We start from the raw sequence: 13,055 nt of genomic DNA, 5'->3' as shown, positions 1-13,055 counted from the left end.
GATGAAGAGAACCATAGACGGAAAGGCACTGGTTTATTGTGAAGGAGCCTTTAATACCCCCAACGGAAAGACAGCACACGGACTTGTCCGGTTTACAGAACGATACGAAGTTGTTGGGGTGCTGGATGAAAAATATGCGGGCGGGGATGCAGGCGAGATACTCGATGGCAGGCCGAACGGGATACCGGTATTTAAAGACCTGTCAGAGGCTATTGAAAAACTGGGCACCGATAACCTTCCGCAAAGCCTTGTAATAGGCCTGGCCCCTGATGGTGGCCGGCTTCCGAAAATAGCAAAGACAACGATAAAGAGGGCTTTGGAACTGGGTTGGAACGTAGACAGCGGACTGCATGATTTTCTCACCAATGATCCTGAACTGACCGCACTGGCTAAAGAAAAGGGTGTCCGCATCCGGGACGTCCGTAAGACCCCGGACCGGGACCAACTCCATTTCTTTACCGGGGATATAGAGAAAGTGGATTGTCTTAAACTGGCGGTCCTGGGAACGGATTCTGCACTGGGGAAGAGAACCACATCCTGGATCCTGGTCCATGGCCTCAGGGATGCTGGCTTAAAGGCAGAGATGATAGGTACCGGGCAAACAGCATGGATGCAGGGCGCCAAGTACAGCATGGTCATGGACAGTTGTATCAACGACTTTGTTTCCGGGGAAATTGAGCATGCCGTGGTCAGTGCGTGGGAAAATGAAAAACCGGATGTAGTCGTCATCGAAGGGCAGGGGAGCCTTATGAACCCCGCCTATCCCGGGGGCTTCGAGATCCTGGCAGCAGGCAGGCCGGATTATGTCATCCTGCAGCACGCCCCTAAAAGAGAAGAATACGATGGATTCCCTGGTTATAAACTTCACTCCCTGGAAGAACAGATCAATGCCATCGAAGTGATCTCAGGAAAGAAAGTCATCGCCATAACCGTCAACCACGAATTAATGGAGAAAGATGAGATTCTTCCCGCTTGTGAAGCTATTACCAACGAGACAGGTATCCCGGCCTTCGATGTGCTGGAATACGGGGCAGGGGAACTCGTTGAATTACTGAAAAAATACCTGCCATGAGCAACATACGCTCCTTAGTGGTCCTGGATACCCTTAAAGTTCACCAACTGCAGGTAGAACCCAAACGGGTGAAAGCCACCTATACCGTATTGCGTAAGGACGGGACATCGCAAAGCAGTGAACTGATCTATTCTTACGACAATCGGTATTTTGATCCCAAAGCCCCGGAGGACGTCAACCTGGCCTCCATGATGGTGGCCCAGGTAGCTTTGAATTACGGTTTGTTCTTTGAAAAAATCGAGTTTGACGGACTTTTTGATGATACGGACCAGCGGTTTCTCCGGGATATGATGGAGAACACTTCCCGAGAGATCCTCGTCAACAAGTTCTTTTCAAAGAATGAATTCCTGAAGCCACCTTTTGACCAGCTTCGGCCGGAAAAGATGGAGCACTACACAGCCTCGGAGATCCGCTTTGTCAATACGGGTCACAGGGGGATGAAGGTCGAAAAGAAAGAATACAGTACTGATAAGGATCAATATGCCATCTTAAGCAGCGGGGGTAAAGACAGCTTGCTCACCTACGGAATCGTGAAAGAACTGGGGGAAGCCCACCCGGTATACATCAACGAATCAGGTCGCCACTGGTACACAGCTGTTAATGCACATAAATATTTTAAGGAGATAGAACCCAATACCGTGAAACCATGGTGTAACAGCGACCGGATCTTCAATTGGATGGTACGGCAGATGCCGTTTATCAAGGAAAATTTCCAGAATATCCGTGCCGATATTTACCCTATCCGCTTATGGACCGTAGCGGTCTTCCTCTTCGGAGTACTACCCGTGGTCCGGAAACGCAACATCGGCAATATCCTTATCGGGAACGAGTACGACACCACGGTCAAAGGAAACCACGAGGGTATTACCCATTACCATGGGCTGTATGACCAGAGTAAGTATTTTGACAATGCCCTGACGCGGTATTACCGGAAAAAACAATGGGATATACACCAATTCTCCATACTGAGGAGCCTGTCCGAGCTGCTGATCCTGAAGATCCTGGTGAAACGCTACCCGGAGCTGCAACGCCGCCAGGTTTCCTGCCATGCAGCCCACGAGCACCTGGGCGTAATGCTGCCGTGTGGGAACTGCGAAAAATGCCGTCGAATCGTGGGCATGCTAAAAGCCCTTGATGAAGATCCCGGGCGCTGCGGTTATACTGAGGAACAAATAGAACGCGGCTTACAGGCCCTGGCGAGCAGAAGTGTGAAACAGATCGGCAGTGATGCGGCGCATCTATACCACCTGCTCCTGGAAAAAGAACTCATTCCGAAGAATGAACACACCAGCAAGCTGGCGAAAGAACACCAGGAGATCGTTAAATTACGTTTTGATAATGAACGGAGTAACCTCCGGGACCTGCCTAAATATGTAAGGCGACCCTTATTTGATATCCTCGGTAAATATTCCGGGGGTTCTGTGCAACTACGGGAGCGGAAATGGCATACCTTCGCTCTTGAAAATGAGCCTTTTGAGGTTCCCTATTTTTTAAATAAAGAACATGACACCCATTAATGAAAAAGCCAGCTTTTTGTGGGAACACAAATCCTGGCCGGAAATAGAAGATTACCTGAAAACCACGGACACGGTTATCCTGCCCTGTGGTGCAATAGAACAGCACGGACCTCACCTGCCGGTAGATATTGATTATTTTGATGCCAAGTACATGGCATACAAGGTTGCGGAAGCCTGCCAGGACCCGAAACCCCTGGTGCTGCCTACAATACCTTTCGGGGTATCGTACCACCACGAAGACTTTAAAGGAACCCTGAGTGTCACCAACGATGCACTTTCCAGGTTCGTATATGATATCGGGATGGGACTGGCCAAGAACGGGATCAAGAAGATCATCATCCTGAACGGGCATGGAGATAATGCCCCGACTTTATCCTACGCAGCCCAGATGATCAACCGGGATGCAAAAATTTTCGTGTGTGTGGATACAGGGGAAACCAGCGATGTGGACCTGTACAGGTTAATAGATACGCCAAACGATATCCATGCCGGGGAAATTGAGACCAGTACCACCCTGGCCGTAAGACCGGATATGGTCGACATGTCTAAGGCCGTAAACCAGACCCTTGAATTCGGCAGTAAATTCCTTGACTACGACAATGAGCAGGGAGTCAGTTGGTATGCCCATACCCATAAACTTTCCCAAAGCGGGGTCATGGGTGATGCTACCAAAGCTACGGCAGAAAAGGGAGAGATAATGTGGCAGCTGATGATCAGGAACATGGTAAAATTCGTGGAATCAATCAAGAGCACCCCCTTAGAAGATCTATACCAGAAAAGGTACTAGGCCTATGAAGATCACCAAAGTGACTTACCAGCGGCTAGACCTAAAGTTATCTGAGCCATATACCATTGCTTATGAAACCGTAAGCAGTGCCACTAATTTTGTATTGAAACTGGAGACCGATTCGGGCCTTGTCGGCTATGGCTGTGCCTGTCCTGATGGTTTCGTGACCGGGGAAACCGATGAAGAGGTGGCACAGGCCATAAAAGAGACCATTACTCCTTACCTGTACCAGAAAGACCCGTTCACTTATGCCCGTATCGTCGAGGATCTGAAATTGAAATTGCCCGGGAAGTCTTCAACCCTGGCCATGGTGGATATGGCCTTATTTGACCTGGTGTCGAGGAAAGCAGGCGTGCCGCTCTATAAATTCCTGGGAGGATACAAAACGAGTATACCTACCAGTGTGACAATAGGGATACTGCCGGTGGCTGATACCATTGCCCATGCCCGGGAATGGGTCAAGGCAGGTTTTTTTGTGCTGAAAGTTAAAGGGGGGAAATCCCTGGAAGAGGATGTGGAAAAAATGACCCGACTCCGGGAAGCATTCCCGGACGTGTTGTTGCGCTTTGATGGTAACCAAGGCTATTCGGTAGAAGAGGCTATTTCCTTTGTCAGGCAGACCGCCAGCGTGGGGATAGAGATCTTTGAACAACCTACCAGGGTAGGGGGAGAGGAAAGCCTGGGAGAAGTGACCCGTCACGTTACCCTGCCGGTTATGGCGGATGAGAGTATTAAGACCCTCGCCGATGCCTTCCGGTTGGCCCAGAATGAACGGGTGGATATGGTGAATATCAAGATCATGAAAGTAGGAGGCATCCTGGAGGCACTGCACATCAATTCGGTCGCCAAAGCTGCCGGTTTGGAAGCCATGGTGGGTTGTATAGACGAATGCAGCCTTGGGATCGCTGCAGGCCTGCATTTTGCCCTTAGCAGGGCCAACGTCGAATATGCAGACCTTGATGGTCACATGGATATCATCGGGGATCCTTTTAAAGGATTGTTCCGACTGGAAGGCGGCATACTTTATCCTGGTGACAGCCCGGGACTGGGAGACCTTTCTGCTTATTCCTTTTGATCCCTATGCTTATTTCCCACCCACGGAATCAATGACACTCCCGCAACTGAGCATGGCATCCCCGTAATAAGGATTCCTGATCTCCTTTTCACTGCTTATCCAAAGGGCACCCTGGTTGCTGTTCGCCATGGGGCACTTCTGAACATATATTTTTTCCCGGAGGTTCTTCGTATTAGTGATAAGGGGGATGAGGTTTTCGTTCAGGATGATAAAATGTTCCCGCTGGTTATCCAGGCTGCTGTTCCCGGCAATAGCCTCCAGCATTTGCTGGCTTTTAAGCAGGTGATCCCGGGCCATGCCTTGTAATATTGGCAGGGCTTCTTTCAATGAATTCGAAGTCTCACGGGCTGCATTCCTGCCTTCCTGTACATCTCCTGCCACCAGGGCATCTTTCAGCTCTAAATAATGCGGCAGTGCTTTTATAAAGATCTCCCGGAAGGTGTCAGGTATTTTCATTTGCATAGTATTGATGTCACTGCCGCCTTTACTGTTCCCCGGCGTATTCATCATACTGCTCTTAGACTGTAGCTGGGCTGCAGCATCTACCGTAAATGTGCCGTTGGTCACTACGTATTCCCCCGGCTCGAGTCCTTCGGTGATGACGTATTGGTCCCCGGTCCGGTTACCAAGGGTTACCTCCCGCATTTCAAATACAGGTTGGCCAGCCTCTGACTGCACATAGACCACGGAGCGTTCCCCGGTCCACATTACCGCGGTGGCCGGCACCAGCAGTTGCTCCGATTTACTGCCTGAGGCCCCGGTGGCTACCCTCCCAGTGAGGAACATCCCGGGTTTCAGTAAGCCATCCTTATTAGGCAGGGTGGTGCGTATTGTGAGCGTCCTGGACATATTGTCCATTACCGGGTCTATAAATGTGATCCGTCCCTCTAATTCTTTATCCGGGTAGGCCCTTGCCGTAATTTTAATAGTCTGCCCTATGCTGAATTGCCCGATCTGGGCTTCATACACATCAAAGGTTGCCCAGACCGAATCCAGGTTACTGACCTTGACAATGGGCTGTCCCTGTTTGATGAAATCCCCTTCGGCAGCCAGTATCTCTGTAACCGTACCATTAACGGTGGCATAGACAGGGAAATCCTCCCGTACTGTACCACTGCTTTCGATCTCACTGATCTGCTTCTCGGTGAGCTTCCAGTTCTTTAATTTATTCCGCACCGCCTGGTAGAGTTCCGGTTGTGAGCTTTTCAGGTCCTGGGAAGTAAGCAACTCCTGTTGGGCCGCAACCAGGGCCGGGGAATAAATGGTGGCGAGTAATTGTCCTTTCCGTACCTCCTGCCCGGTATAATTGACATTGAGTTGTTCGATCCGGCCATCAAAATAACTGGCCTGGATAGCATTGGCCTCCTCGTTCTTGCGGATCTTCCCTGAGAGCCGGATAGAATTTCCGTCCCCCTCAGCCCCTGTACCAACCTGGCTGGTCCGGATGTTAGCCAGGGCCATGGCGTTCTCAGTCATACGGAACCCATTTGCTCCGCTGGCTCCGTCCCCGGAATCAGCAGGGATCAGATCCATACCGCAGATAGGGCAGTCCCCCGGTTCCGGGCTTTGGATCTGGGGGTGCATGGAACAAGTCCACATTCCATTCTCCTCCGTACCGTCGTGCTCATGCATATCCGATGCCTGGCCCTTATCCCCCGGGCGAGCAGAAGTGCCGAAGATCAGGTAGCCTAGCAGCAGTCCTGCTGCGAGGGCAAGAACTATGACAATTACTTTTTTGTTCATCATATAAATTTTATCAAGCAGACCTTTTGATGGCTGCTTTTGTTATTCGTCGCTGTTTTCCAGGCGATAGATCATTTTTTTCATCTGGGCGATTTCCCTTTCCTGTGCCTCTATGATCTCCTTGGCCAGTTTCCGTGCTTCCGGATCCTTCAGGTCTGCTTTCTGGCTCACCATAATGGCGGAAGAATGATGGGGAATCATCGCCTTCATCCACTGTACGTCCGAAATAAATACCTGTTGCCGCAACCCATATAAGGTAGCTACAAACACCAGGGCTGATACACCCAGGATGATATAATTGAGTTTCTTGTCCTTATACATGCCCCACATGAACAACATCATGGAGATGGCCATGGGAGCGATCATCAGTATGGTCATATAGGTCCTGGTATTGCTGAGCATAACATGATCCAGAACATCCGCATTCAGGAACATTACGGCGTACATAATCACGAAGGATACAGCCATCATCAGGCCAAATTTGATGTATTGCCGGTTTGAGCCGGAATTATTGTCGTGTTTATTCATATCTACTATGGTTTTTTGGTTAAAAATTTTTTCTTCCATTTCCGCATGCTGGGCGAACTGGTATACCATAAAAGGAAACCGCTGAAAACCGTGATCAGTCCCAGCAGCGAGAAAGCTCTGAGGACTATAGTATTAAAGTTATCCCTTCCCTGGTAATCCATCGTATGGGTCATCCACAGGAAATCGAACCACCTCCAGTCGCGGTGGCGTACTGTCTGGAATTCTCCGTTCGCCACGGCCACATAGGCCTTGAGGTTGTTATCCGAATGATAGGATATCTCGTAGGCCGGTAAAGGTCTTCCCCTGTATTCATGATGATCGTCCACTGATTCCAGCCGGTTTATTTCGGACACTTCAAGTTCGGGAGACATGAACCGGTCTGCTATGACCAAAGCTTCCTCTGCCGTTATCCCGTTCCTTTTTTCTCCTGTCCTTGCATTATACAGCTCAGATTTATTGATCCAGAAGTGGGGAGCTCCCGCTACACTCAGGAGCCTTAGACTGCTAATGGAATCAACATCGGGCATGTTGGATGCCGCCATCAGCCCGGAAAAATTCCTGGGCAGGGGTTCTTCCCTGCGGAAGTGATCCCCGTGAATCTCGTCAATATCTGTCCAGCTGAAATACATTCCGCTGATGGTCCACATCAGGAACTGTATCCCGAGGAAGATCCCGAGATACCTGTGTGTTTTTCGGATGCGGATCGCTGTTTTGCGTTTTACCATTGGTTATAAATTTGTTTGGTTGATTGGGTTAATTATTTTTTAGGGCGAATGGTGTCTTTGACTTCCCCGCATTTCAGCATTTTACTCCCGAAATAAGGATTCCTGATCTCCGGGACATCAGAATACCAGTAGGCACCTGTATTATTGAAAGCCATAGGGCAGTACTGCTTGTATATCGTTCCGCCCGAAAGAGCCTCGGCAAACAGATCGCCTGTTTCTTTCGTGAGTTCGGAAAACAGCTCTCTTTGTTTGTCAATATCCTCCGCCTGTGCTATACTTTCAGCCAGTTCTCTTAATCCCGGCTTCTCTTCTCCAAAACCTTCAGCCATGTTGGCTGCGGCAGTAGCTGCTCCTTCAGCGTCATCCTGGGTTAAAGCCATCCTGGTTTGAAGATAATTATGCCAGACCTTCCCGGTCATGCCGTCAATAAAATCCTGGTCGGCAATGTCTGCTGTTTTCTTCTCTTCTTTCTTTACTTCTGCAGGGCTGTTCATCTCTACCTGCTGTTGTTTCTTTTCATTCTTACATGCGGTCATTGAAAGTGTAAGCAGGATAGCGGTAATCGCAAAATTCATTCTCATTGTTGTGATGTTTATTGGGTTAAGTAATTTATTAATGCACTCTTTTCAAAATAGGTTTTCGCGGCCACGGTCATCCGGTTCTGAAACCGCAGCTGCATCTCCTGAATATCGAGGATTTCGTTGAAATCGATTGTCCCGGTCTCGTAATTTTTTAACAGGATAGACTCCACCTGCTTCACCTGTTCCAGATTTTCCTCGAGCAGGCCGTGAGTGATCCTGGCAGCATCTCTTTCATGTATTGCCCGTGCCAGGGCAGCTTGTAATTGGTTCAGCCTCTCCTGTCGTTGTAACTCCAGTTCGGTCTGCCGCATTTCATTCTGCACGCTCCTTGAGCGAAATTGATTATTGAAAATGGGGATGGAAAGCGATACCATGGGCATTAAAATGTCTTTTCCGTTTTCGGGTAAACTCATATCTGTCCGGTTGGCAACGGGTATATAATCTACACCTAGCCCGAACATGGGTGCTGCTTCTCTGCGGTTCAGCACCTCGGCCCTGGAAACTGATTCGTACAATTTATCGTACTTAACCAATTCGGGGTTTAACAACAATCCTTCTTCGCTAATCGGGGGATCTGTCTCCGGGATAGGAATGGAGTCCGGGAGGGAGATCCCGGTTCCCGGGTTGCGATTCAACAGGGCATCAAAAGCCGCAGCCTGTGCCAGGAATTCCTGCTCCAGGGTTTTGGATTCCTGTTTTAATTCATTCTGTCGGATCTGCAGGCGGAGGACGTCTGTAGCTGATGCGCGGCCCACTTCAACGGCTGTGAGCGCGAGTCGCTCGTAGGTTTCCAGTAGATCAAGGTTTTCTGCGAGGACAGCTTGCTGCGCCCTGAAGGCCTGTAATTGGTAATAGGCGCTGGCGACTTTAAGGATCAGTTCTCTCCTGGCCACCTGGTACTCTATATACTCGGCTTCTGACAATACGGTAGCCAACTCCTCCCGGGAACCGATGGTGCCAAACCACGGGAACATTTGCCGGGCAGAAAACCTGGCGCGTTGCGGGCCGGTCCTGGTCTCCGGTTCACTGACAAAATAACTGGTACTGATCTCTGTATTTGGCAGCCAGTTAGCCTCATTCACTTTTTCACGGGCGATATCCAACCGGGTCTGGTATGCCTGTAGGCCCGGGTTCTCCGCCTGGGCAATACTAATATAGGTCTGCAGGTCCTGTGCATTTGCAGGAAAGCAGAACTGGGTCAGCAGGAGTATAATGATATACTTTCTCATGACTTGCGTAGTTTTAATTTGGTTTCCTTGTGCCAGCTGTATAACACGGGAACGATAAAATAAGAAGTGACATCTATGATCATCCCCCCGAAACTCGGGATGGCCATGGGGATCATAATATCACTACCCCTGCCTGTAGAAGTAAGAATGGGTAGTAAGGCAAGGACCGTAGTTGCCGTGGTCATAAGGCAGGCCCTAATCCTTTTGTTCCCTGCCTCCAGTGCTGCAGCACGGATCTCTTCCCGGGTACCCGGGTCGTTCCGGTCAAAGGACTGGGTGAGGTATGTCGCCATGATCACCCCGTCATCCGTTGCAATACCAAACAGGGCGATGAACCCGACCCAGACAGCCACACTCAGGTTGATGGTCTGCATGTTAAAGAGATCGCGCATATTCTCTCCCAATAAGCTGAAATTCAGGAACCAGTCCTGCCCGTATAACCAGATCATGATAAAACCACCGGCAAAAGCTACTGCGATCCCGCTGAATACCATCAGGGAAGTACTTACAGAACGGAACTGGAAATACAGGATTAGGAAAATGATCAGCAGGGACAAGGGAACCACGATAGATAGTGTTTTCTCGGCCCTCAGCTGGTTTTCATAGGTGCCCGTAAAGGCGTAGTTGATCCCTTTTGGCACCACCAGTTCTCCGCTCGAGATCTTTGATCGAATAAGCTCCTGTGCATTTTCAACTACATCTACTTCAGCATACCCGTCCAACTTGTCAAACAATACATAGCCCACCAGGAAGGTGTCTTCGCTCTTAATGACCATGGGTCCTCTCTCGTAGCGGATCTCTACCAGGTCACCTAAAGGCACCGGGGTGCCATCCTTGACCGGTACGTAGATCTTCTTCAGATCTTCCGGGCTATCCCTGAGTTCCCTGGGGTAGCGTACCCGGACGGCATACCGTTCCCGGCCTTCCACGGTCTGTGTGAGTGGCATCCCGCCAACAGCAATACTGAGTACCTGTTGCACATCATCGACCGTGACCCCGTAACGGGCCAGCTGATCTCTCTGTATATCGATAAGCAGATAAGGTTTCCCTACGATCCGGTCGGCAAAAACGGCCTGCTCCTTTACGCCTTCTGCTTCTTTCAGAATACCCTCCAGTTTCAGTCCGAAAGCCTCTATCTGTTCCAGGTCTGTTCCTTTTACCTTGATGCCCATAGGAGCTCTCATCCCGGTCTGTAGCATCACCAGGCGGGTTTCGATCGGCTGTAATTTGGGAGCGGAGGTGATACCGGGCAGACGGGTGGCCTTGACAATCTCATCCCAGATATCATCAGGAGAATTTATATCGGGGCGCCAGTTCCGGAAGTATTCCCCGTCCTCATGGGGCAGCAGCATGGAACGGTTAAAGCTCCACGGATCACTGATTATTTCGTTTCCGGTCTCTGTTTCGCCTTCCACAGGGGAATTGGGGTTGGCCACCAGTTTACCACTACTGAGAACAAAGTAACCCTTTTCGTTCACTTTATATCGCTGACGTTCCCCCGCTTCATTCCGCTGGTATTCCGGGTAATACTGGATAATATTCTCGTACATCGATAGGGGCGCAGGGTCAAGGGCGGATTCTGTCCGCCCGGCTTTCCCTACCACCGTTGATACTTCGGGGATGGCAGCTACGGCCATGTCCAGTTGCTGTACCACTCGTTTATTTTCTTCAACCCCTGAATGTGGCATGGAAGTGGGCATCAGTAAGAAGGATCCTTCGTTCAGGGACGGCATAAATTCTTTCCCGGTATTCAGCATGATAACGATCCCGAGGGTTACGATAGTGACCGGGATCATCAGGAATGTCAGCTTGTGATCCAGCGCCCATCGCAGGATATCCGTATAGTAATATCGCAATGCCCACAGGGAGCCCAGGACGACCCCGCAGATCAGGCAGACGAACAACAGGTTAATGCCAACCGACCGGTCAAATCCTAAGGGGCGCCAGTAGCTGGCCAGTAAAATGATGATGGTGATAATGGTCACCAGTACATTAAGTGTATTCCTGCGTTCCAGGAAGATTGGAGGTAGTTTAAAATTAAAATTGTCCTGCTGGTGGAGAATATATAACCCTCCCAGTAAGCCAAAGACCAGCAGTGCAAGTCCGACCCAGTATCCGAGTATTACTGAGATCAGTCCCACCAAGACCAGCAGGATATTCAGGATAAGTCTCGGGTAGATACGGAGCTTTCTTTTCTTATAGATAAATGCGGCGAAGGGAGGAATAAGGAACAAGGTGATCACGATAGAGGCAGTGAGCGCCATGGTCTTGGTAAAGGCCAGGGGGCGGAATAATTTGCCTTCGGCCCCGATCATGGTAAAGACAGGGATAAAACTGATAATGGTCGTGAGTACCGCGGTAACAATGGCGCCGGAAACTTCAGCCGAAGCATTGTATACGATGGTGTTGATGGGCAAATTGCCTTCGTCTTCTTCCAGATGCCGGATGATATTCTCGACCAGGATGACCCCTACATCCACCATGGTCCCAATGGCAATGGCAATACCGGAAAGTGCAACTATGTTAGCGTCGACCCCGAAATACTTCATGCTGATAAATACCATGAGGACGGCGACCGGCAGTAATCCGGAGATCAGCAGGGAAGCCCTGAGGTTAAAGACCATTATAACAATGACCAGGACCGTGATCAGGATCTCCATGGTCAGTGCTTCGTTCAGGGTACCGAGGGTTTCCTTTATGAGTTCTGTCCTGTCGTAAAAAGGTACGATGGTCAATTGTGAGGTTCGCCCGTCTTCCAGGACCTTTGAGGGCAATCCCGATGAAAGCTTTCCAATCTCTTCTTTTACGTTATTGATCACTTCCAGGGGATTGGCTCCGTAACGGGCTACGACCACCCCGCCGACCACTTCAGCCCCTTCTTTATCCAATATTCCCCGTCTTACTGATGGTCCTAAATGGACCCTTGCGATATCCCTGATCCGGATAGAAGTGTAATCTTCTGAAGCCACCACGGTATTTGCAATGTCCTCTACCGATTTTACGTATCCCAGGCCGCGCACCAGGTATTCCGCTTTATTTATTTCCAGGGTCTGGGCCCCTATATCACGGTTTGTTTGACGGACCGCCTGCACCACGTCAGACAACTGTATATTGTATTGCCGCATCAATTCGGGGTCAACATCCACCTGGTATTCCTGTACATACCCCCCGATCGATGCAACTTCGGAAACGCCGCTGGCCGAAGACAAGGCGTATTTTACGTAATAATCCTGTACGCTGCGAAGTTCATGCAGGTCCCAGCCCCCGGTAACATTACCGTCTTTATCACGCCCTTCAATGGTGTACCAGAAGATCTGTCCCAGTCCTGTAGCATCCGGCCCCAGGGCAGGATTGACTCCGTCTGGTAATAATCCTGAAGGCAGGGAATTGAGTTTTTCCAGGATGCGGCTTCGCGACCAGTAGAATTCCACATCTTCTTCAAAGATGATATAGATGCTCGAAAACCCGAACATAGAAGAACTCCGGATGGTCTTGACCCCTGGGATCCCCAATAGGGAAGTGGTGAGCGGGTAGGTGACCTGGTCTTCAATATCCTGTGGGGACCTGCCTTCCCATTCGGTGAAAACGATCTGCTGGTTTTCGCCTATATCCGGGATGGCATCTACTGCTACGGGGTCCGAGGGAAGGATTCCGGTATTCCAGTTAAAAGGTGCGTTCACGATTCCCCAGCCTACAAAGAGTAGCAGGAGGAGCAACGCGACTAATTTATTTTCTATCAGGAATTTAATGCTTCTATCCAGCATTGTATCAAATTTAAACAGTTAAGCAAGAGAGCAC

The 13,055-nt window shown here is 49.9% G+C and carries 10 protein-coding genes; 4 read left to right on the top strand and 6 right to left on the bottom strand.

What is annotated here, in order from left to right; genetic code table 11:
- Position 1 precedes the first annotated feature (1 nt).
- Genes CLV82_RS00585 through CLV82_RS00570 form a run of 4 tightly spaced genes read left to right on the top strand, consistent with a single transcriptional unit; the run spans position 2 to position 4,451 of the window.
- Positions 2-1,072: a DUF1611 domain-containing protein gene (locus CLV82_RS00585; RefSeq protein WP_133642371.1), complete on the top strand. Its 1,071-nt coding sequence runs from the start codon at positions 2-4 to the stop codon at positions 1,070-1,072.
- Complete coding sequence (locus CLV82_RS00580) at positions 1,069-2,589, top strand: hypothetical protein (RefSeq protein ID WP_133642370.1); 1,521 nt, start codon at positions 1,069-1,071, stop codon at positions 2,587-2,589. The genes CLV82_RS00585 and CLV82_RS00580 overlap by 4 nt, the downstream gene beginning before the upstream one ends.
- Positions 2,576-3,376, top strand: coding sequence for a creatininase family protein (locus CLV82_RS00575; RefSeq protein ID WP_133642369.1), 801 nt, complete (start codon positions 2,576-2,578; stop codon positions 3,374-3,376). Before CLV82_RS00580 ends, CLV82_RS00575 begins: the two co-directional genes overlap by 14 nt.
- A gap of 4 nt (positions 3,377-3,380) precedes the next feature.
- Positions 3,381-4,451: a mandelate racemase/muconate lactonizing enzyme family protein gene (locus tag CLV82_RS00570; protein ID WP_133642368.1), complete on the top strand. Its 1,071-nt coding sequence runs from the start codon at positions 3,381-3,383 to the stop codon at positions 4,449-4,451.
- A gap of 9 nt (positions 4,452-4,460) precedes the next feature.
- Here the strand turns inward: CLV82_RS00570 and CLV82_RS00565 are convergent, their stop codons facing one another.
- The 6 genes from CLV82_RS00565 to CLV82_RS00540 are packed head-to-tail and all read right to left on the bottom strand — an operon-like array spanning position 4,461 to position 13,021.
- The gene (locus tag CLV82_RS00565; RefSeq protein WP_133642367.1) at positions 4,461-6,194 is read right to left on the bottom strand and encodes an efflux RND transporter periplasmic adaptor subunit; all 1,734 of its coding nucleotides are present in this window, start codon (positions 6,192-6,194) and stop codon (positions 4,461-4,463) included.
- A gap of 42 nt (positions 6,195-6,236) precedes the next feature.
- The gene (locus CLV82_RS00560; RefSeq protein ID WP_133642366.1) at positions 6,237-6,722 is read right to left on the bottom strand and encodes a DUF305 domain-containing protein; all 486 of its coding nucleotides are present in this window, start codon (positions 6,720-6,722) and stop codon (positions 6,237-6,239) included.
- A gap of 5 nt (positions 6,723-6,727) precedes the next feature.
- Positions 6,728-7,447, bottom strand: coding sequence for a PepSY domain-containing protein (locus tag CLV82_RS00555; protein ID WP_133642365.1), 720 nt, complete (start codon positions 7,445-7,447; stop codon positions 6,728-6,730).
- 32 nt (positions 7,448-7,479) lie between these two features.
- On the bottom strand, positions 7,480-8,028 hold the full coding sequence (locus CLV82_RS00550) for a DUF3347 domain-containing protein (protein ID WP_133642364.1): 549 nt from the start codon (positions 8,026-8,028) through the stop codon (positions 7,480-7,482).
- An 11-nt stretch (positions 8,029-8,039) separates the two neighbouring features.
- Positions 8,040-9,257: a TolC family protein gene (locus tag CLV82_RS00545; RefSeq protein ID WP_133642363.1), complete on the bottom strand. Its 1,218-nt coding sequence runs from the start codon at positions 9,255-9,257 to the stop codon at positions 8,040-8,042.
- Positions 9,254-13,021, bottom strand: a complete 3,768-nt coding sequence (locus CLV82_RS00540; RefSeq protein WP_133642362.1) for an efflux RND transporter permease subunit — start codon at positions 13,019-13,021, stop codon at positions 9,254-9,256. The genes CLV82_RS00545 and CLV82_RS00540 overlap by 4 nt, the downstream gene beginning before the upstream one ends.
- Positions 13,022-13,055 lie beyond the last annotated feature (34 nt).

Origin of the sequence: Zeaxanthinibacter enoshimensis, assembly GCF_004362865.1 — a bacterium.
GTDB classification, from domain to species: Bacteria; Bacteroidota; Bacteroidia; order Flavobacteriales; family Flavobacteriaceae; genus Zeaxanthinibacter; species Zeaxanthinibacter enoshimensis.
This window is presented reverse-complemented; position numbering and strand designations above follow the sequence as displayed.